Genomic DNA, 19,850 nt, shown 5'->3' with positions numbered 1-19,850 from the left:
TTGATCGCGCTACGCGTCTCTCAAAAAGTATTTTTACTTGTTTCATAAATAAATTTAGGATGCTCCAAACCCAATATTTTCTTCTTATTTATGAATGCCTTTTTACTTTTTACTTTTTACTTTTTACTTGTTCGGTGATTTTTTGTTATACCAATTTCAAAAAAGAATGCGACACATATAGAGATCCCCCATTATCCCCCTTTTTAAGGGGGACTTTAAGACAATTTCCCCCCTTTTTAAGGGGGACTTTGATTCCGGTTCCCCCCTTTTTAAGGGGGGCTAGGGGGGATCGCAGCCTTAACTGAACCTTATTGCGTTTTAACCAACAACATCCAAGCTCAAAAATATTAGGATTTTTTTTGAGTACAGGGATAATATCGACTGATACTCCAGCATTCAGTCTCACCGCATTACGAGGATCATTGCCCGATAACCCAGCTAATCCAATAGCATTACAACCAAGATTAAAAGCAAACTCCACAGGTGGAAGTTGATCCCGTTCTGGATCGTAACCTGCCAACCCATCATAAAAACCCACAGCAAATTCAATTGCTGGTTTATCGTTAATAGGCGCATTCATCCCAATCACATAATCAATGTGTTGGACAATTGCATCCGCCTGCACTTCTGAATAACAAGCATTAAGCAACACACACTCAATCTGTGTAGCAAAATTCTTAAATAAATCTGCTAGCACCTCCCCCGTCACCAACTGGAGATTTCCCGCCTCATCCTGAAAGCATAAACCCTGACTTCCCGCACCGTGCCCACAAAAATGAATGATATTCGGTCGAAAATCTAAAATCGCTCGCCGAATATCTCTTGGACGCACCGCCCATTCTTGTTCGAGAATAAAGCGATCGCGCATTTTGAGAAAGCAATATGCCTTTTTGCTTACTCAAAACACCAAAATAAGAAAGCATCTAGGCATTTTGAGAAAGCAATCGGCAAAAATGCAGATTGAAATCGACTATCTGAAACTATTTTATGTTTCTGGTTCAAACAAATTAGCCAATTCTTCAACGCTAGACTTTGTGATCTCGCAAAGTTTCACTGTCTGTCTTAGCGTCAAGCGTGGTACATTAACTCCCCTTTCCCAATTGGAAACAGTTTGGTCTGTAAGACCTACTGCATCCGCTATTTGCTTTTGCGTAAGTCCTAGCGACTCTCTTAATGCCGTAAAATTTTTACCTGAATTCATTTACACAAATTCCTACTACAACTATTTACTACAATTTATGTTGACTTTTACAATATAACTTGGTTTAATAGAAATAGAGAAGGCGCTTCCGACTTCCAATCTCAAGCGCCTCTCTATCCCAAAACCATTTTTCATTTCAGGACATTCAAATTGTATGACACAACCCATTCTTTGCAAAACACCCACAAAAGGATTATTAAATTTAGCTTACGCTCGCCAAGTTCGCTTTCGCAAAGTTCATCTTAATATGGCTTGGCAATTTACCTGCAGGATCGTTTGGAGTAACGGCGACAGGGAAACTTTTTTTGGGAAAGATGCTGAAGCAATCGCTCAAACACTAGGAAAAATTACATAGAAAATTGAAAAGGGGAAAAGGGTAAGGACAATTTCATCCCTTTCACCCCTTCCCGACTTCTCCAAAAAGCCTATAGCTTGGCAAGTGTAGCGAGTATTATATGCCAAGCTACGGATGTCAATGAGTAGCAAAAAGTCGTAAAAAAGCTTAAAAGTGTGACCAACACCACAGAACCCTAGACTAGACTAGAACCACGGGTTAACAATTTAGAGGGAAAATTTATGGTGAGCGATCGCGACTATACCTTAATCATTGATAAAAGCGGTAGTATGTCAACTCCCGATCAGATGGGTGGTAAAAGTAGATGGGATATAGCTCAGGAATCTACCCTCGCTTTAGCAAGAAAATGTGAGCAATTTGATCCAGATGGGATTACTGTTTACGTATTTTCTGGGAGATTTAAACGCTACGACGATGTTACCTCAGCCAAAGTAGCGCAAATATTTATGGAAAATGATCCAGCAGGCACGACAAATTTAGCGAGTGTACTTCAAGACGCCACCAACAACTACTTTCAGCGTAAAAAAGCTGGTAAAACCAAACCGAATGGAGAAACAATTTTAGTAATCACCGACGGCGAACCAGATGATCGCAAAGCGGTATTTGAGGTAATTATTCATGCAACTCGCCAAATGGAACGTGATGAAGAATTGGGAATTTCTATAATTCAAGTAGGTTCCGATCCTCAAGCAACTAAATTTCTGAAAGCTTTAGATGATCAAATGGAGAGTGTCGGTGCAAAGTTTGATATTTGCGACACCGTCACCCTCGATGACATGGAAGATATGAGCCTCGCAGACGTTTTGATGAATGCAGTAACTGATTAATAATTTGTTGTTTGTTGTTTGTTGTTTGTTAGTTGTAATAATTAACCACTAACCACTAACTGGAGAATTTAAAAATGCTAGAAAATCGAGACTATACTCTAATTATTGACAAAAGCGGTAGCATGGCTACACCCGATCAAAAAGGTGGTAGAAGCAGATGGGTAACAGCGCAAGAATCTACTTTTGCATTAGCAAGCAAATGTGAACAATTTGATCCAGATGGCATTACAGTTTATGTATTTTCTGGTCGATTCAAGCGCTATGAAAATGTGACATCAAGTAAAGTTTCCCAAATTTTCCAAGAGAACGACCCCGCTGGCACAACTGATTTAGCAGCAGTATTAAAACACGCAACTGATAATTATTTTGAACGTAAAGCCGCTGGTCAAACTAAGCCAAATGGTGAAACAATTTTAGTAGTTACTGATGGCGAACCAGATGACCGCAAAGCTGTAATGAAGGTAATTATTGAAGCTTCTCGGCGCATGGAACGAGATGAAGAACTAGCCATTTCTTTCATTCAAGTTGGCACAGATGCACATGCTACCCGCTTTTTGAAAGTATTAGATGATGAACTGCAAAGTGCTGGTGCAAAGTTCGATATTTGTGACACTGTGACAATGGAAGATATGGAAGACATGAGTTTATCTGAAGTACTGCTGAATGCCATTAATGATTAATTATCAACTTCAGATATCACTAAGATATTGACTGCATTGAACAGACAAATTGAATGTGCAGTAAGTTTGGGGATTGAAGATCATGGACTCTATTGATAAGCTGTTAGCTGAACTAAAAACTGAATACCAGGAAGAAAGCAGCGAACAGCCACAGCCAAAGCCAGCCACAGCAACACCATATATTCAACCGCCTCGAAAATCAGCTTCTTTAATAGATAATTTGTTAGCAGAAGTCAAGGCTGATTTTGAGGAACGGGATCAAGCTGAAAAGTTAAGACAACAGCAAGAACTAGAACAAGAACGTATTCGGCAAGAACAAATTAAAGCCAAAAAACAGGAGGCTTTGAAAGAAAGCGCGAAAGATTGGCTAGCCAAATTAGATCCTTTTTCAGCAGAGGGGTTGTGGTTTGAAAGATTTGCTGAAAGATACTCATCAAAATTAGAGGCAGCAATAGATTATTTGCAAACTAACGAGTAGATAAGTTAGTAGTTAGTAGTTAGTAGTTAGTGGTTGGTAGTTGTTTGTTAGCTGGTAATTTTTCCATAGACGCGTTTTATTCGGCTTCTCGCAGGAACAATCAACAAACAACAAATAACAAACAACAAACAACAAAAACGGAAATATAGTATTCGCGTGAACTTGTAACCATCTTTGTGCCTTAGTGTCTTTGTGGTTTAATAAAAATTCTAACGATGTTATCCATCGCTATAAAAATTTTTTGTTATGTAGGTTTAATGTACCCGATCTGTGAAAATACCTCTTTCTTGATAAATTGGGTATACTAATCGCCGTAGAGCAGGTAATTGTTTAGAAAAATATATAGAACCTACAATACAAACAATACCATCAATAAATAATGTCGTGGGAGCACCGATACGATTGCCTAATGCTCCTCCCAATAAATTACCAAAAGGTATTGTTCCCAAGAATGCCATTGTAAATAAGCTCATTACTCGTCCGCGTTTTTCATCTTCAACAATTGTTTGTAAAACTGTATTACCAGCAGCAACTTGTAAGATAGTTCCCAAGCCAATAAATAACATCGTAAATAATGAAAGTGGTAGAAAACGTGATAAAGAAAAGGCTATTAAACCTACGCCTAAGATTGCTGGAGCTATAGCAATCAATCTACCAAGCCCCAAAACAGTTTTACGTGACGCCAGATAAATTCCGCCTGATAACGCTCCAACTCCAGTAGCTGCCATCAAAAATCCCAGTGTTTGTGCGTTACCTTGGAGAATTTTTTCTGCAAAAACTGGAACTAAAACAGCATATTGCATGCCAAAAAAGCTAACTAAAGCTGATAGCAACAAAAGCGCCCGAATTGGTGGAAAACCAAAGGCATACAAAAATCCCTCTTTTATTTGTTGTAAGGGACTATTCATACTGACTACAATTTTTCTAGGCTTAATTTTCATCGCTAATAAAGCGAGAATTACGGCAATGTAACTAAGACCATCAATTAAAAAACAATAAGCTGCACCAACGCTGGCAACTAACAAACCACCAATCGCCGGGCCGATTAAACGCGCCCCATTAAACATTGTGGAGTTAATGGCGATCGCATTTGCTAAATCTTCTCGACGTTCTACCAAATCTGGCACAAATGCTTGCCGCGCTGGTGCATCAACAGCATTAATAAATCCTTGAAATAAGCTCAAGATAATGATCTGCCAAATTTGAATAACGCCAGTTAGCGCCAATATTGCTAGTGCTAATGACTGAATCATTGACAATATTTGCGTACCAATTAAGGTACGATGGCGAGAAAAGCGATCCACAAACACCCCACCAAAGGGAGCAAGAATAAAGCTAGGAATTTGACTGCTAAATCCCACAACCCCCAGCATTAACGGCGATTGAGTTAAGCTATAAACTAACCAAATAGTGGCAGTTTGCGTCATCCACGTCCCAATCAGGGATATGCCTTGTCCCGCAAAAAATAGACGGTAGTTTCTCGATCTTAAAGCTGGTGGTAGCACTTGTTTTTGCCTTTGGGTTTTCATGTTTGTTAGTCAGCAGCCAGTACTTACATCGGAATTTACTGATTTGACAATAATGAAAAAGCCCCACCCCAACCCCTCTCCCCTGATGGATAAAGGAGTAATGATAGGATGAGGTTGTCTTATATAGTATCCGCTTGAATACTTATACTGTCGCGTAGGCTGGTAATGAGTAATGGGAATTCGGGAGTCCTTCCTTCTGCTTTCTATCTTGAAAATAACCTCACCCCGTCCTATCGGACACCCCTCTCCTTAGCAAGGAGAGGGGCAAGGGGTGAGGTTTGTTCATGTATGGTGGTGAATTTTTTTCATCGTGACTGCCTTGACTCCCGTCACTAAAAGTGGGAAATAACCCAAATAATGAGTCACTGTACAACAGGTTAATAAAAAAAGCTGCAAAACATTTGTTTTGCAGCTTTTGGTGTGGTGTGAGGAGCTTAACTAGATCTAATCATAACGATTATTGGCCAGTATAAACACACTCGTAACAATTTTTGTAACGCAAATAAATTAGGAATGGACAATCAGGAAACAGAAAGAGTTAAAGGGATGGAAATTTCCTTTTCCTTTTCCATTTTTACCTTTTTCCTTGCATAAAGCGTTGCCTTCCGCATTCTCTCACACCAAAGCGCCACCACAACTGGAACCACACCCAGCAGTACAACCATAGCAATAGGCAGCAGTTTGTACTCGATCAATCAAATCTAAACTGCCAGCGGCTAGCAATTTGGCAATTGTTAGGTTTTCACCATCACGAGTTTTCGCAGGTAAATTCATCATCTGATTAAAGTCGCAATCATATACATTACCGAGATAATCAATTGACAGTTCATCACGGCACATCAAATGTTCTACCGTCGTAGGATTGAAATGCGACTCTAAAAACTGCAAATAAGGTGCGTATAGTTTCTTACGTTCTAAATGCAGTTTAGTTCTGCCTACTGGTAGATTGGTGATAGTAAAAAGGTTGTTAAAGACTATATCAAAATGTTCTTCCAAGAACACTTTATAATCTTGTTCCAGCTTTGTTTGTTCGGGAGTCAAAGAAAATTTTTCACCAGATGGTAATTGAGGATTATACACCAAATCCAAAATTAAATCTGGTTCTTTCCCGTAACCAACCTGATTCAGCCTTTGCAGTGCTTTGATTGAATCATCATAAACACCAGCACCGCGCATTTTATCAACATTATCTGCTAAATAGCAGGGCATAGAAGCAACTACTCTCACTTTATATTTAGCAAAATATTCCGGTAAATCCTCAAATCCATCTTCAAAATAAATAGTCAAATTAGACCGAACAATCACCTGTTTACCTGCTGAGTTTGCTGCTTCTACCAGTGGTTTAAATCCATAGTTAATTTCTGGTGCACCACCAGTCAAATCAACAATTTGAAGTTGGGGAAATTTGTGAATTATTTCGATTAACTGTTGACAAATTTCTGGAGAAAGTTCTTCTGTGCGTTTTGGCCCTGCTTCTACATGACAATGAGTACAGGCAAGATTACAGCGCTTACCTAAGTTAATTTGTAAAATAGTAACTTGCTTTTTCGTTAAAGGTGAAGAGAGTTTTTTTTGGAAAGCTGTCACTGCTGGGTTTATTGATGTTGTTTGCATTGTTTGATATCCCCTGCAAAAGAAGTCTGAGCAAAACTGAAGTTCCGGGTTGTGTAGAGACGCGAAATTTCGAGTCTCTACTACCAGGGAATTAATTCTCTGGCAGATAGTAGACGTTGCTGCAAGATGTCAGTAAACACCATAAATGGTGGTGCGTTAACGCAGTGTAACACACCCTACTAGAGAGATACTTTATAAACAAAATCTTAGCGATCGCATCCAATGCTAGTCATTTTATGGAAACATATTCAGTGATTCATACTAACAGCAACCGCCACCGGTATAGTACCAAGTAGAGTTTGTAATTATAACATTGTCTCCTAGATTTGCTGCTAGTTTAGCAGCCGTTTTATCACAAACTGCGGCTGGAATTCCACGTTGTAAAATATGACCGAAACCATCGTCAAAAAATGATTCTGCGCCTGCATAAATTGCTGTCTTACCAGTAAAAACACAAGCACCATCGACGGGAATGGTAACTTTGAAAGAGACAGAATCCAGACTTTCTAAAAGTAAGGGTTCTTCTAGATTGTAAGTTTGACAATCTAAAAGACGATAAGGACGACGGGCACGAATTTCTATTTGGCCAAAACCAGCATTGATGATACGTTGAATATACTGCTCGTAGGTGAGTGCGCCGGATAAACACATGGCGCGTAAGCGCTCATCTTGTTGTAAATGTGATGGAATAGGACGAGTAGCAATGGGATCGCTCATTTGCAAGCGTCCGCCTGGTTTTAACACGCGATGTGCTTCTTTTAAAGCACGGGTTAAATCTTCTGGTTCAAAGATATTAAAAAGACAATTCTGCGCTACGACATCTACAGATGCATCAGCAACGGGTAAGTTAAAAGCATCGCCTGCACGAATTTCTACAAAGTTGGTGTCAAACCAAGAATTTTCTTTGGCGGCAATTTCCAGGTTGCGTGCAGCAGCTTGGCGCATTTGGTCAACCGGATCGACAGCAATGACAGCACTGGGACGACGGGAAAAATAGGCAAATTGCAAAGCTTCTAAGCCACCGCCAACGCCGACATACAACACGGTGGGTTGGTTTGCTAGTTCCGCAGGATGAACGGTAGTACCGCAACCATAGTTCATTTCCTGCATTTGTTGGGGAATTTTTAATCCTGGCAGTTGCATGGGTGTACTTTGGACGCAACAAAGTCCAACTTGCGGGGTTTGGGCAACTTCACTGTAGAATTGTGCTGCGGTTTCGAGGTAGGTCATTACACTCCTGAGATGATATGTATTGGCGTCTAGAGTCAACTTTGTGCATCCTAGTACATATCACACTCTGTTTGATGAGTTTTTGCTGAGAGTGTCGCTATTATCACTCGCGCAATACATAACCGACACCACGCACGGTTTGAATGAGGCGCTTTTCGTTGTTTGCTTCTAATTTCAGGCGTAGATAGCGGATGTAAACTTCGATAATATTAGAATCTCCCATAAAGTCGTAACCCCAGACTTCTTCTAAAATGCGATCGCGCGTAATTACCTGTCGGGGATGAACCAGCAAATATTCTAGTAAATCAAATTCTTTGGCTGTTAGTTCGATCGCGCGATCGCCCCGATGCACTTCCCGCGTGGAACGATTTAATTTGAGGTCTGCAAATTGCAAGATATCTGCGTCTGCTTCTTGAGTTCTACGCAGGTGGGCGCGAACCCTTGCTAACAATTCCTCGACACTAAAGGGTTTGACTACATAATCATCCGCACCAGCATCTAAACCAGCGACGCGATCGCTCACTTCATCTTTTGCTGTTAATAAGATGATGGGCACTTGATCGCCTGTACTTCGCAGGCGACGGCAAATTTCCAATCCAGATAAACCAGGTAGCATCCAGTCTACAATCACTAAATCTGGATGAGACTCTCGTGCCGCTGTTAATCCACTTAATCCATCATGCGCTACTGTTACTTTGTAACCTTCATAACTCAGTTCCAATTCTACAAATCGAGCCAATTTGACTTCATCTTCAACAAGTAAAATGCGGGCTGTCATGGATGCTTAATAATTGGACTTTTTAAATTTGTACTTTAAGATTTTCTTAACCACCAAGGCACTAAGACACCAAGTATAGCAATCTGATTTGATTTGGTGAACTTATTCATGAAGGCAGGGAAGAGAGAACAGGAAGTGTACTGAGTTTTTTTCAAAAATCAAATAGGAGTCCTATATTTTCAATTCATACGGACATAAATAAATTGAATTTACTGTTTATATTTCGTCACTTAGAGGACAATTTATAAAAGCTTGTAATTATTTTTGGCTAAAAATTAGTTACGTTTATTTACAAATTCATACTTAAGATTTTGGTATTTTCATGTATAGATTATACATCTAGCCAAGTTTACCACTTGATAAGAATTGTTGCTGTTATTTGCAAGTCAATTTGATTGCGGAAGTAATCAGAATCAGCGAAGTAAGCAATTTTTTAAAAAAAGGAGTATATCATGTCTTGTAAATCTGGTGAATGGCAGCGAGAAAGACGCACGTTAGAAGTTTTATCTTCCCTCAGTTATCGTACGGGAGAACTTAAACGCTATTTAAGAGAAATTACCTTGGGTGTGAGTGAATTACTTGAGCTAGATTGCTCAGTCGTCACTCTTTGCCAGAATGGTTTCGAGAAGGTGCTAGCTAGTAGTATAGACATGGGTGATGAAGGTGAAGAAATATATTCATTACATGGTCTTTTAACTGGCACTGTGGTGGAGACGAAGCAAAGCCTTGTAGTAGAAGATACGAAAACCTATACTGATTATGGTAAAGCACCAGAGGGGTATCGAGCTTATTTAGGTGTACCTTTACGTACTTCTCAAGGTGAAGTGATTGGCACAATTTGTTCTTTTCACAAAACACCACGCCAATTTACTGCTGAAGAGGTTGGTATCGCTGAGTTATTTGCAGAACGTGCAGCAACAGCGATAGATAACTATTATCTTTACCAGCAACAGTTGCAATTTAATCAGATTTTAGAAGCAGAGGTAGCACGTAGAACAGAAGAATTGCAGGTAGCGCAAGCTCAATTAGTGGAACAAGAAAGGTTAGCCGCAATTGGTGAATTTGCTGCCAGCATTATCCATGAAATTCGCAACCCTTTTACCACGATGAAAATGGGGTTAAACTTTTTTCAGAGACTGGATTTATCTGCACCAGCAAAAGAGCGATTATCTCTGGCATTAGACGAAGCGAATCGATTGGAGAGATTATTAAAAGAAATATTGCTTTACGCTAAGCCACAGACTTTGCAACTAGAAGATATTGAGATTAACGAATTGATTAATGAAATCCAAGCATCGCTGCGAGATATGCCGGAAGCAGTGAGGAGAGAGATTGAATTTTTTCCAGCAACAACTGCGGCGAAGGTATTAGGTGACAAAGATAAATTAAAGCAAGTATTGATTAATTTGGTTCGGAATGCGTATGAAGCGATCGCAGAAGGAGATACTGTAAAGTTGCAAATTTGTAGTAATACCAATATAAATCAAGTCTGCATTAATATACATAATGATGGCGAACCCATAGCTCTAGAGGTTTTGCCTAAGTTAGTTCAGCCTTTTTACTCGACAAAATCCTCTGGAACTGGGTTAGGACTTGCTATTAGCAAACGCATTGTGGAAGCTCATGGTGGAGAGTTGTCAATTAAATCAAATGCTCTGGAAGGAACTACAGTCAGCGTGCAATTGCCAATGATTGCTGCTTGACTTTGTTATTTCACTTGCTGTTAGCAATAGACTGCGACATCCTCACCACATTCATCTGCAAGATAGCAGAGAGCTTTGAAACGCAAACTTACAACTTCTTCGTAAAGGGGGTTGAGCTTACACATTGGAGGAATGTGAAATAGCTTGCGACCAAGTACTACAACATCACGTTCAAAAGGACATTGAGCAGGAATAAGTTTACAGAGAAAATGAGCAAGTTTGGCGTTATGAATTTCTATAGATTCTAACCAATCACGAACGGGCTGGAGTAGGTCGTGTTGTCTTTGGATTTGAGTAAAGCTTGTCATAGTTCTTACCTGGGAATTTAGAATTTCAAATAAGGTTCTACTGGGTTGGGTTTGAATCCTTCCTATATATAATTACGGTTGGATTCTTTAGTTTTACGCAAAAGTTCCTTTTTTTTTTGAGGGATTTTTTTGAGTGTATCTCTCGTCTTTAGGAACATCTCTAACTACAAACTCTGGTAGCAGCTTTCCGGATCAACTCACGCATCAACTAAAATTTTTACGCTACACCAGGATAACTCGCTCTAAAATTTCCCATTCATATATATTGTGTAAATCCAGACTGCGATCGCCTTCATCCAATTGACTCATCCAATCGGGTGATTGTTCCATCTCAACACGAGCCAGAGGCTTTTAATTCTCGTAACTAGGTTGAACCCACGAGGGTGGTGGGCTTGCCTGGGGGCTGTTGCATAGGCGTGCAAGATGTGAAATAAACAAAATTGTGCTGAAATGACAAATAAAAAAGTCATTTAGGAAGATAACGCTTTCTCGTGGCAGCTTTTTGCAATTCTTGCTGAAGAAAGAAATTTAACACAGTCCGCAACACGATGATTGCTGCTAGCTTACCGATTTCATTCCAAGTTGGCGTGATTGCAGTCAGCAGAATGTCAGATGCTAGCTCAAACTCCAAAGCCACAGCCAGCCAACCACCTAGACGCAGCCGTATATCTTCCTTTAATTCTTCTGTAAAATTTCGATGCCAGAAAAAAAGTTTTAAAGATTTGATCGTTGCTTCAATCGCAGCAAAAGCAATAATCAACGCCGCACAAGCTTCTACAGCAACAGCTAAATAAGTTGTCAACAGTTTGAGTAGATGTTCCAATTTACTTGCCAGGGTTGGGTAACTTTTAGCTGTCTTTTTAAAAAGTACTGATGAAACGGCACGTTGCCCGGTAATTAGTAATTGTCAAATTGGGATAGTTGTGTTAGTTCATTGCGATAATTTGGCAGTGTGAAGTCAGGAAATTTATCGCCTACTTGCAGAGTGGTTGTCATCGGGATGTCTCGCCAGTCACCTTATAAATTATTAAGTCATATCAAGATGAATTTTGACTGAGAGACAGTAGGGAATGGATGAGTTTGTGATGAGAGTTTGTGGTGGGATGAGGTGGGCGATCGCCCTCTTATATACCTTCACAAGCAGGCGATCGCCTCACTTACAAATATTCAAAACTAGCTTTTGCCTATAAGGGCAAAGCATTTGTATGTATGTCTTGACATCAAAACTGAGTCTACTAGTACAAATGCTTTGCCCCTACCCAATGACAAAGGACAAATGACAAATGACGACCCTTACTAGTTAACTTTATTTGTGCCGTTCTACTTAAATCAACAATCTTGCCAAACTAGGCAACCCCTCACCATAGGTAGGATGAATATGCACCGACTGTTCGAGTAACTGCCAATTTGCGCCAGCTTCCATTAAAGACAAAAATACATGCACTAATTCAGCCGTTTCATATCCCACCAAAGTTGCACCGAGAATTTTATTGGTGTCATCATCTACAACCATGCGATAAAATCCTAAGTCGTGACCCCATTCAATTCCACGGGCAATGTGAGTGATTGGCAAAGTTACAGCACGAGCATTCAAGCCTTTTTTCTTAGCGTCTGCTAATGTCAAACCAACACGCCCAACTTGCGGTTCTGTATAGATTGCATAACCCAAAACTCGGTCATCTCGCCAGCGATTTTCACCGTTTAAAATACTCTTCAAGCGCCGATAATCTTCCCAAGAAACATGGGTAAATGCAGCTTGTTTTGCCACATCACCAATGGCATATACACCAGGACATGTTGTTTGGAATTTATTATCTATTTTGATGTAGCCTTGCTGATCTAATTCAATGCCAGCCGCTTGAGTATTGAGAGCTTTTGTATTAGGTTTGCGTCCGGTGGTAATCATCAACGCTTCGCCTTGTAATTCTTCACCGTTGCTAAGGGTAAGAGTAAAGATGTTATCGGCGTAATTTACCTGAAGAACATTGACATGAAAATGTAATTTCATGCCATCTTGTTTCAAGGCTTCAGCTAATACTTCGCTGACATCAGATTCTTCTTGGGCAAGAACGCGATCGCCCCGCACAATCATGTGTACTTCACTACCCAAACGTGCCAATCCCTGTCCCAATTCTAAGCCGATATAACCTGCACCCACAACCAAAGTGCGTGGTGGTAATTCCCGCAAATCAAAGAAATTTAAGTTAGTAATATAAGGCGTACCAGCCAAACCAGGAATATTGGGGATGAAGGGGGATGTACCAGTGTTAATAACTACTAAAGGTGCTTGAAAAGTTACGCCACCGCCTGTGACTGTACGTTCTCCGGTGAAAGAAGCTTCGGCTTTAACTACCTTGACACCAGCATTATCTAAACGCTTTTGTACGCCACCGTTGAAACTACCACGAATACCGCGCACACGTTCCATCACTGCGGGAAAATCAACTTTAATTTGTGCGTGGATGCCTAATTTTTCTGCTTGTCTTGTTCTACCTGCGGCGTGTGCTGCTGCTAAGAAAGCTTTAGAAGGAGTACAGCCATAATTAATACAACTTCCACCTAAGGCGCTGCGTTCAAATAACGCAACGTTTTTGCCTTTTTTGGCTAAGTCTATTGCCAAAGGAACGCCACCTTGGCCACTACCTATGATGATTGCATCTAGTGTTTCCATAATTTTTTATAGGAACGAACCACAAAGAACACAAAGAACACGAAGAGGAGATAAGAAAGGAGGATAAAACAATAGTAGTAAGCTAAAGCACATTTAATTTGCATATTGAAATTTTTTCAAACTCTTGTGGGGTGGGCATCTTGCCCGCCCAGATCATGTAATTTAAATGTGGAATAGCTTAAAACTCTTGCAAGCGTTAATTGTTGATAATGCGATCGCAGATACACACAGATAGATTCAATGTTACTGCCTACTATTCGTGTTATCTGGTAACAGGTTCTATCTGATTTTTTGTCATTTTTGCAGGTTGATTTGCTCTGCTATACTCTCCTACCTGTTGAATAAGTTTTGCAACTAAACCAGTCCATCCTGTTTGATGACTTGCGCCAATTCCTGCGCCGTTGTTTCCATGAAAATACTCATTGAAAAGAATTAAGTCGTGCCAATGGGGGTCAATTTGAAATTTCTGGATTCCGCCAAACATAGGGCGATGACTAGCCTCATTTTTGAGGAAAATTTTGATCAGTCTGTGTGACAATTCGCAGGTAACTTCCCAAAGATTCATGTATTTACCTGAACCTGTAGGACATTCAATTTTAAAATCATCGCCCACGTAATAATGAAACTTTTGCAGCGACTCAATAATCAAGTAATTAACTGGGAACCAAATTGGGCCGCGCCAGTTGGAATTACCACCAAATAAACCGCTACTGGATTCTGCTGGCTCGTAATCTACTCGATATTCAGAACCATTGACATGGAAGATATAGGGATGATTGGCGTGATATTCGGAAAGGGAGCGGATACCGTATTCTGATAAAAATTCTGTTTCATCTAACATTTTTTGGAGAATGCACCGTAGTTTATCGCGGTTAACTATTGCCAATAGTCTTCTTGCACCTATACCTTTTGTTTCCATGCAAGCGACATTTTGACGCAAGTCGGGGCGATTTTTAATAAACCATTCCAATCGTTTTTTAAAACTAGGAAGTGCTGCCAAAGTATCTGGTTCTAGGGTTTCTACGGCGAAAAGTGGAATTAGTCCTACCATTGAACGCACTTTCAAAGTTAAGTGACGATCGTTGGGTAGATGCAGGACATCGTAATAGAAACCATCTTCTTCGTTCCAGAGTTCTGCATCTATTTCACCAATGTGATTCATCGCTGATGCGATGTAGATAAAATGCTCGAAAAACTTGCTGGCGATGTCTTCGTAAGTAGAATTTGTTTTCGCGAGTTCCAGAGCGATCGCTAACATATTTAAACAGTACATGCCCATCCAACTTGTACCGTCAGATTGGTCAATATGTCCACCTGTTGGTAGTTCCTTGCTCCTATCAAAAACACCAATGTTATCTAAACCTAAAAATCCTCCTTGAAAGACATTTTTCCCTTCTACATCCTTGCGGTTTATCCACCATGTAAAGTTTAGCAATAACTTCTGAAACACTCTCTCTAGAAAATGTTTATCCGCACGTCCATACATTTTTTTTTCTATCTTATAGACGCGCCATGCAGCCCAAGCATGAACGGGTGGGTTCACATCACTAAAAGCCCATTCATAAGCGGGAATTTGACCGTTGGGATGCATATACCATTCCCGTGTTAATAAAATTAATTGCTGCTTGGCAAAATCTGGATCGATCATTGCCAAGGGAATGACATGAAAAGCTAAATCCCAAGCAGCAAACCAGGGATATTCCCATTTATCTGGCATGGAGAGAATATCATCGTTATAAAGATGAAACCACTCATGATTTCTACCACATAACCGTTCTTGGGGTGGCGGTAGAATTGCCGGATCGCCGTTTAACCATTCCTCGACAATATATTGGTAATATTGTTTGCTCCACAACATTCCCGCAAATGCTTGACGCTGCACATTTCGCATATCTTCTGTGAGCGCAAAAGGAGTTATGCGGTGATAGAATTCATCAGCTTCTTGTTTGCGAATTGCAAATATATTATCAAATTCAGCTCCAAAAGGTATTAATAAAGACTCATTTGTTAGTCGCAACTGAACGATTTTTGTTTCACCTACATCTATAGCTAATATATAATGGGCGGCTGCTTTTGTTCCTAACTGTTCAAGATTTATTGCTTCTTTTCTCCCATGCACTATATAATCATTAATTCCATCTTTGACATAGGGAGAAGTATTGCTGACACCAAATAATCTTTCATTATTGGTTTCATTTTCTGTAAATAAAATTTCTGTTGCATCTTGACAGTACAGCCATAGCTTGCCCAAACTTGGATGCAATGCTTCTATTGTAGAGATGCCAGCTATTGTGTCTTTACTTTTTTGAAGAGATGGTTTATCGCGATCGCCATTCCACGCCCAAGTATTTCTAAACCACAAAGTAGGTAAAAGATGCAGTGTTTTTGCTTCTTGTCCCCTGTTAATGACCCTGATTTGAATGAGAATATCATCGGCTGAATTTTTGGCATACTCAACGAAAACATCAAAGTAGCGGTCTTCATTAAAAATACCAGTATCCAGCAGTTCAAATTCTAGTTCCTGGCGACTGCGGCAACGATTTTCTTCTACTATTTGGGAATAGGGAAATGCTCTGTGGGGATATTTGTAGAGACATTTCATATAGGAATGGGTAGGTGTATTGTCTAAATAAAAGTAATATTCTTTAACATCTTCCCCATGATTACCTTCATTTCCTGTTAAACCAAACAGGCGTTCTTTGATAATTGCATCTTCACCATTCCAAAGGGCGATCGCAAAACAAAGTCTCTGATGGTTATCAGAAATACCAGCAATACCGTCTTCACCCCAACGATAAGCACGCGATCGCGCCTGATCGTGCGAAAAATAATCCCATGCTGAACCTGTTGCACTGTAATCTTCCCGTACTGTTCCCCACTGGCGTTCACTTAAATATGGCCCCCAGCGTCGCCAGTGGACTTGGCGATCGCGTGCTGCTTGCAACCTTTTTTCTTCTGCTGTGATATTTGCCATATTATTGATGGATTCTGTTTTAGTTTTGTTAGTATTTCGAGGATAGTGGTATATTTTTGACTACTAACTACTATCTACTAACTACTAACAGTTAGATCGACATACTTAAAGTATTTGTTATTTATCCTAATTAGAAATGATAGTTTGATTAAAAATAGATAAGTTAAAAGCAAATAATTATAGATAATAAACTCAGAGAAAACTCATAATAAAACTTAACTAATGTAAACAAATGTTTGAGCAAAGACAAAATCTTCAACCTCATCTGCTAAGAGTTAGTGAGATTGAAGCTATGCCGGAAACTGTAAACATACATCCTCTCAATTCTCAAGCGGTGAGAAATACCAAATCCCTCAGTGATGCTGTAGGCATGAAAAATATAGGTGTTCATTTAGTGCGAGTAGAGCCAGGAAAATAAACTACTCAATTTCACTTTCATCACTGTGAAGAGGAATTTATTTACATTATTTTTGGAAGAGGAATAGCTGAGATCGGTGACGAAGAATTTGAGGTAGCAGCTGGTGACTTTATGGGATTCACTACGCCTTGTTAAGAGATCCCTATTTTCAAGTTAGAATCCCAGGGGCTTTTCACCTACAACGAGGGAATGAAAATCTCTTCCCCAATCCCCAATCCCCAATCCCCAATCCCTATTTTCAAGCTAGATGTCAGTTAGGGTACTTTACGTTATATAAAGCACCCTAACTAATTTCTCCCTTTTTACCTAGAAACCGCCAGAAGGTTCTTTCCACCTGTTCTTAGGCTTGGCGTAGGTAGTTTACTTTTCAGTCTGCACGATAGAGAATCAATGATAAAAACAATCAGTTAATCTCAACTAACTGGATATCGAAGATCAATTCCTGTCCTGCTAAGGGGTGATTGGCGTCCAAAGTCACCTGAGAATCAGAAACATTTGTGACAACAACTGGAATTACCTGACCACTATTTTGGGAAATTTGCAATAGTTGACCGACCTTTACTGGAACATCTGTTGGTATTCGCTGTTTTTCAACTACCATAACCAATTCTGGACGATAAGGGCCATAAGCTTGGTCAGCTGAAATCGTTGCAGTTTTTGATTCTCCTGGCGCCATGCCAACTACAGCCTCTTCAAAGCCGGGAATGACTACTCCCTCACCAATAGAAAACTGTAAAGGATCTCGCTCAGCAGAGGAATCAAACACTGTGCCATCATCTAGTTTGCCTGTATAGTGAACTTTTACAGTATCACCCAGTTTGGCTTGTGTCATTTGTTGTCTCCTTTATTATTGTACGGTGAAGCTACTAAGGATTTATTCATCTACCGAAATAACCGCTCAGTCTTCTTTTTATGGCTGACCGATTGACAAAATTTTTGCAACGTGAACGCTACTTCAGAGATATTTACCCACTTGTTCAGAGAACTATTCAGTTCGCTGAAAGGCTTGATGAGTCTAAATCAATTTAGCTAGGGTTGCCAAAGTGCTATGGACTGCTGCTTTGGTTTCGTTACGAAAATTTATCTAAGCAAGGCTTTGAACGTGTTTGGAAAAGTGGTAGTCTTAAATTTTAATTTCCTTGCTAGTTCGAGCATCTATAAATCCACGTTTGCCTAAATAAAACCAGGTAAAGGTAAAAAGATAAGTTTAACTCCTCATTCAATCTCCGCTCACTACTTCTTTTCACCCTAGTACTTCTACGAAGAAATCTATCCCTATTTTGTTATTTATTAAGATTTCTCCTGTAACAAAACTTTGGTTCATCCGATGTTGGAGTGTGACGAGCCAGGATATTAGAAATGTCTGTAAGCGAGAGAATAGGAAACCTCAATGACTAAACTGAGAAAATTTGCAAACATTTGGACGGTGTAGGTGAAAACAAGCGGCTGTGGCTGGTAAATTTCAGCAAATTGCTTAGAAATTAGCTAGGATTTTAGTAGCCTGGGTGACTAGCTCAACGGTAGAGCAGTGGACTCTTAATCCATTGGTTGCGGGTTCAAATCCCTCGTCACCCACTTTAGCTAGAATCGATAGAATCTTGACTATGGACTTAAGGTAATTTGTAGCTGGCAACTTTTACAGTTAACTGACCTTGGCGAGGATCTTGGGTGAATATAAAAGCCCCTTGTTCCTTTTCTCCACGAGATAAAAAATCGATTTGCTGCTCAGCTGTTTCTGCAACTTTCCCTTCTATCTGCAACTCAGCTATGATTTGAACTGATTCAGCTGTCTCTCCGCCGGTATTAACTACTTCAAAAGGAACATAATATTGTCCTTCGACTTCCCGAATTTTCTGGTTATTACTCACAGAAAGAATAGGAGGTTGCTCTTTTTCATTTAACCAAATGTACCCCACTAAACCAACAACTACAGCCAGGATCAATGAGGCAAAGCTAAAAGTAACCCATTCAGCAGCCGAACGCTTTGGCCGTTCTTGTTCTTTATTCATATAGCCAACCTACCAGCAGCACCGCCTATGGTTGCAGGTAGCCCCAGCAGCAAGGTGTATTCTAACCATACATTCCAAGGATCGCTAAAAGTTAACTTTTGAAAAAACCACAGCATTAATGCCGCCGCTAGCAACGATACCAAGTAGGACATGATGGTTTCGCTTAATGGCCGTTGGAAAATCCCTTGCTGTTGCCTGCGCTTTTGCTGGTCTGAAAAGCCTGCCTCAAACACAATACCATAGGAAATCAGCAATGATGCGGCAATCATAGCCCACAGCCAAGCTGGTGGAACTGCCGCTGCTAGCATGGGAATTTCATCTGTTGGGGCAATGTTAAATGCTATCACAGTTGCACCAATTACAGTTGCACCAATATCGCTGAAGGTGGCATGTAATTTATCAGAATTATTCTGTTCAGTTTTTTTGTTTGTCTGAGGACTTTGTTGTGTTTCTTTATTGTGATTGCGGGTATCTGCCAAGAAATGATTGGCTAGTGCCACGCCTAAAGTAAAAGGTACACTTTCAAATACAATTTTACCAACGATTTCCCTCAGAGATGTCTCAGGTGTAAGTTCTTGTAATAGCAGCAGTATCAACGCAGAACAAGCTAACCCTATGGCCATAGCTTCCACAGTGTCGGTAATTCCTTCATAAGGCCGATTACCATGTCTACGCTTGCGAAAGCCTTCTGTTCGGTTGAGTAAGAAAACTATGATAAAAGTGAGTGCGATCGCTAACATCACCATCGGTGGTTTTGCAATAGACCCAACCCACCAAACCTCCATTGTATAAAGCAAAGGAATACCAAATAAAAAGCCACCACAAGCACCCCGAATAATATCATTAATCTCACTCGCCCACAAATTTTTCCTACGTTTTCTTGTCTCACCCATAGTTTTCTTGAATATATTTAAAACTTTAATATAAATAGCATTTATTTTTTTATAAAAATATAATAAGTGTTTGTCAATCTATCTTTCGATAACCCTTAGGAAAAGTAATTTATATCTGGTGAGAGAAGTCTTATTGAAAAAAATATAAATATATTATCTATGTAATTGGATTCACTAGCATA

Annotated in this window: 19 protein-coding genes, 1 tRNA gene and 1 pseudogene; 8 read left to right on the top strand and 13 right to left on the bottom strand. The window is 39.9% G+C overall.

Annotation, left to right across the window (positions count from 1 at the left end):
• Positions 1–145: 145 nt before the first annotated feature.
• Positions 146–868, bottom strand: coding sequence for a CHAT domain-containing protein (locus FIS9605_RS39725; protein ID WP_051469926.1), 723 nt, complete (start codon positions 866–868; stop codon positions 146–148).
• 117 nt (positions 869–985) lie between these two features.
• Positions 986–1,201: a helix-turn-helix transcriptional regulator gene (locus FIS9605_RS0104550; protein WP_026731525.1), complete on the bottom strand. Its 216-nt coding sequence runs from the start codon at positions 1,199–1,201 to the stop codon at positions 986–988.
• A gap of 154 nt (positions 1,202–1,355) precedes the next feature.
• Here FIS9605_RS0104550 and FIS9605_RS0104545 point away from each other — a divergent pair, with 154 nt between their 5' ends.
• The 4 genes from FIS9605_RS0104545 to FIS9605_RS0104530 all read left to right on the top strand — a co-directional run bounded on the left by FIS9605_RS0104545 (position 1,356) and on the right by FIS9605_RS0104530 (position 3,541).
• Positions 1,356–1,556 carry a hypothetical protein gene (locus FIS9605_RS0104545; RefSeq protein ID WP_026731524.1) on the top strand — a complete coding sequence of 67 codons (201 nt, stop codon included), beginning with the start codon at positions 1,356–1,358 and terminating at the stop codon, positions 1,554–1,556.
• A 221-nt stretch (positions 1,557–1,777) separates the two neighbouring features.
• On the top strand, positions 1,778–2,383 hold the full coding sequence (locus FIS9605_RS0104540; RefSeq protein ID WP_026731523.1) for a vWA domain-containing protein: 606 nt from the start codon (positions 1,778–1,780) through the stop codon (positions 2,381–2,383).
• A gap of 74 nt (positions 2,384–2,457) precedes the next feature.
• Positions 2,458–3,063, top strand: coding sequence for a vWA domain-containing protein (locus tag FIS9605_RS0104535; protein WP_026731522.1), 606 nt, complete (start codon positions 2,458–2,460; stop codon positions 3,061–3,063).
• 82 nt (positions 3,064–3,145) lie between these two features.
• The gene (locus tag FIS9605_RS0104530; RefSeq protein WP_026731521.1) at positions 3,146–3,541 is read left to right on the top strand and encodes a salt stress protein, Slr1339 family; all 396 of its coding nucleotides are present in this window, start codon (positions 3,146–3,148) and stop codon (positions 3,539–3,541) included.
• Between the two features lie 254 nt (positions 3,542–3,795).
• On the opposite strand, the gene FIS9605_RS0104525 is transcribed toward FIS9605_RS0104530, so the two are convergent.
• The 4 genes from FIS9605_RS0104525 to FIS9605_RS0104510 all read right to left on the bottom strand — a co-directional run bounded on the left by FIS9605_RS0104525 (position 3,796) and on the right by FIS9605_RS0104510 (position 8,692).
• Entirely contained in the window at positions 3,796–5,070 is a 1,275-nt protein-coding gene (locus FIS9605_RS0104525) for an MFS transporter (protein WP_026731520.1), read from the bottom strand.
• Between the two features lie 615 nt (positions 5,071–5,685).
• Positions 5,686–6,684 carry an arsenosugar biosynthesis radical SAM (seleno)protein ArsS gene (gene arsS / locus FIS9605_RS0104520; RefSeq protein ID WP_026731519.1) on the bottom strand — a complete coding sequence of 333 codons (999 nt, stop codon included), beginning with the start codon at positions 6,682–6,684 and terminating at the stop codon, positions 5,686–5,688.
• A 261-nt stretch (positions 6,685–6,945) separates the two neighbouring features.
• Positions 6,946–7,914, bottom strand: a complete 969-nt coding sequence (arsM, locus tag FIS9605_RS0104515) for an arsenosugar biosynthesis arsenite methyltransferase ArsM (RefSeq protein WP_026731518.1) — start codon at positions 7,912–7,914, stop codon at positions 6,946–6,948.
• 103 nt (positions 7,915–8,017) lie between these two features.
• Positions 8,018–8,692, bottom strand: coding sequence for a response regulator transcription factor (locus tag FIS9605_RS0104510; RefSeq protein ID WP_026731517.1), 675 nt, complete (start codon positions 8,690–8,692; stop codon positions 8,018–8,020).
• Between the two features lie 452 nt (positions 8,693–9,144).
• Here FIS9605_RS0104510 and FIS9605_RS0104505 point away from each other — a divergent pair, with 452 nt between their 5' ends.
• Complete coding sequence (locus FIS9605_RS0104505; RefSeq protein WP_026731516.1) at positions 9,145–10,395, top strand: GAF domain-containing sensor histidine kinase; 1,251 nt, start codon at positions 9,145–9,147, stop codon at positions 10,393–10,395.
• Between the two features lie 20 nt (positions 10,396–10,415).
• On the opposite strand, the gene FIS9605_RS0104500 is transcribed toward FIS9605_RS0104505, so the two are convergent.
• From FIS9605_RS0104500 to FIS9605_RS0104480, 4 genes are all read right to left on the bottom strand, one after another.
• Entirely contained in the window at positions 10,416–10,703 is a 288-nt protein-coding gene (locus FIS9605_RS0104500; protein ID WP_026731515.1) for a Mo-dependent nitrogenase C-terminal domain-containing protein, read from the bottom strand.
• A gap of 466 nt (positions 10,704–11,169) precedes the next feature.
• Positions 11,170–11,505 carry a DUF1622 domain-containing protein gene (locus FIS9605_RS36225; protein WP_231510233.1) on the bottom strand — a complete coding sequence of 112 codons (336 nt, stop codon included), beginning with the start codon at positions 11,503–11,505 and terminating at the stop codon, positions 11,170–11,172.
• A gap of 522 nt (positions 11,506–12,027) precedes the next feature.
• A complete protein-coding gene (locus tag FIS9605_RS0104485; protein WP_026731514.1) occupies positions 12,028–13,374 on the bottom strand; it encodes a dihydrolipoyl dehydrogenase family protein in 1,347 nt (448 codons plus the stop codon).
• Between the two features lie 262 nt (positions 13,375–13,636).
• The gene (locus FIS9605_RS0104480) at positions 13,637–16,348 is read right to left on the bottom strand and encodes an MGH1-like glycoside hydrolase domain-containing protein (protein WP_026731513.1); all 2,712 of its coding nucleotides are present in this window, start codon (positions 16,346–16,348) and stop codon (positions 13,637–13,639) included.
• Between the two features lie 232 nt (positions 16,349–16,580).
• Here FIS9605_RS0104480 and FIS9605_RS44980 point away from each other — a divergent pair, with 232 nt between their 5' ends.
• Positions 16,581–16,766, top strand: coding sequence for a hypothetical protein (locus FIS9605_RS44980; RefSeq protein WP_026731512.1), 186 nt, complete (start codon positions 16,581–16,583; stop codon positions 16,764–16,766).
• A 15-nt stretch (positions 16,767–16,781) separates the two neighbouring features.
• Positions 16,782–16,901, top strand: a pseudogene (locus FIS9605_RS44975) (cupin domain-containing protein); the annotation flags it as partial.
• Positions 16,902–17,169: 268 nt separating this feature from the next.
• On the opposite strand, the gene FIS9605_RS0104470 reads toward FIS9605_RS44975, so the two are convergent.
• Complete coding sequence (locus FIS9605_RS0104470) at positions 17,170–17,598, bottom strand: FKBP-type peptidyl-prolyl cis-trans isomerase (RefSeq protein WP_026731511.1); 429 nt, start codon at positions 17,596–17,598, stop codon at positions 17,170–17,172.
• A 671-nt stretch (positions 17,599–18,269) separates the two neighbouring features.
• On the opposite strand from FIS9605_RS0104470, the gene FIS9605_RS0104465 reads away from it, so the two are divergent.
• Positions 18,270–18,341, top strand: a tRNA-Lys gene (locus FIS9605_RS0104465).
• Positions 18,342–18,376: 35 nt separating this feature from the next.
• On the opposite strand, the gene FIS9605_RS0104460 is transcribed toward FIS9605_RS0104465, so the two are convergent.
• Positions 18,377–18,775 (bottom strand): TIGR02588 family protein, encoded by a 399-nt coding sequence (locus FIS9605_RS0104460; protein ID WP_026731510.1) that lies wholly within the window; start codon positions 18,773–18,775, stop codon positions 18,377–18,379.
• On the bottom strand, positions 18,772–19,668 hold the full coding sequence (locus tag FIS9605_RS0104455; protein WP_026731509.1) for a TIGR02587 family membrane protein: 897 nt from the start codon (positions 19,666–19,668) through the stop codon (positions 18,772–18,774). Before FIS9605_RS0104455 ends, FIS9605_RS0104460 begins: the two co-directional genes overlap by 4 nt.
• Between the last annotated feature and the right edge of the window lie 182 nt (positions 19,669–19,850).

It is taken from the genome of Fischerella sp. PCC 9605 (assembly GCF_000517105.1).
In the GTDB taxonomy this organism is placed as follows: Bacteria; Cyanobacteriota; Cyanobacteriia; order Cyanobacteriales; family Nostocaceae; genus PCC9605.
Note: the sequence above shows the minus strand (reverse complement) of the source record. Positions and strands in the feature narration are given on the sequence as shown.

Coding starts and splice junctions, on each gene's coding strand:
- FIS9605_RS39725 (WP_051469926.1), bottom strand. CDS start 868: ATGCGCGATCGCTTTATTCTCGAACAAGAATGGGCGGTGCGTCCAAGA.
- FIS9605_RS0104550 (WP_026731525.1), bottom strand. CDS start 1,201: ATGAATTCAGGTAAAAATTTTACGGCATTAAGAGAGTCGCTAGGACTT.
- FIS9605_RS0104545 (WP_026731524.1), top strand. CDS start 1,356: ATGACACAACCCATTCTTTGCAAAACACCCACAAAAGGATTATTAAAT.
- FIS9605_RS0104540 (WP_026731523.1), top strand. CDS start 1,778: ATGGTGAGCGATCGCGACTATACCTTAATCATTGATAAAAGCGGTAGT.
- FIS9605_RS0104535 (WP_026731522.1), top strand. CDS start 2,458: ATGCTAGAAAATCGAGACTATACTCTAATTATTGACAAAAGCGGTAGC.
- FIS9605_RS0104530 (WP_026731521.1), top strand. CDS start 3,146: ATGGACTCTATTGATAAGCTGTTAGCTGAACTAAAAACTGAATACCAG.
- FIS9605_RS0104525 (WP_026731520.1), bottom strand. CDS start 5,070: ATGAAAACCCAAAGGCAAAAACAAGTGCTACCACCAGCTTTAAGATCG.
- arsS (WP_026731519.1), bottom strand. CDS start 6,684: ATGCAAACAACATCAATAAACCCAGCAGTGACAGCTTTCCAAAAAAAA.
- arsM (WP_026731518.1), bottom strand. CDS start 7,914: ATGACCTACCTCGAAACCGCAGCACAATTCTACAGTGAAGTTGCCCAA.
- FIS9605_RS0104510 (WP_026731517.1), bottom strand. CDS start 8,692: ATGACAGCCCGCATTTTACTTGTTGAAGATGAAGTCAAATTGGCTCGA.
- FIS9605_RS0104505 (WP_026731516.1), top strand. CDS start 9,145: ATGTCTTGTAAATCTGGTGAATGGCAGCGAGAAAGACGCACGTTAGAA.
- FIS9605_RS0104500 (WP_026731515.1), bottom strand. CDS start 10,703: ATGACAAGCTTTACTCAAATCCAAAGACAACACGACCTACTCCAGCCC.
- FIS9605_RS0104485 (WP_026731514.1), bottom strand. CDS start 13,374: ATGGAAACACTAGATGCAATCATCATAGGTAGTGGCCAAGGTGGCGTT.
- FIS9605_RS0104480 (WP_026731513.1), bottom strand. CDS start 16,348: ATGGCAAATATCACAGCAGAAGAAAAAAGGTTGCAAGCAGCACGCGAT.
- FIS9605_RS44980 (WP_026731512.1), top strand. CDS start 16,581: ATGTTTGAGCAAAGACAAAATCTTCAACCTCATCTGCTAAGAGTTAGT.
- FIS9605_RS0104470 (WP_026731511.1), bottom strand. CDS start 17,598: ATGACACAAGCCAAACTGGGTGATACTGTAAAAGTTCACTATACAGGC.
- FIS9605_RS0104460 (WP_026731510.1), bottom strand. CDS start 18,775: ATGAATAAAGAACAAGAACGGCCAAAGCGTTCGGCTGCTGAATGGGTT.
- FIS9605_RS0104455 (WP_026731509.1), bottom strand. CDS start 19,668: ATGGGTGAGACAAGAAAACGTAGGAAAAATTTGTGGGCGAGTGAGATT.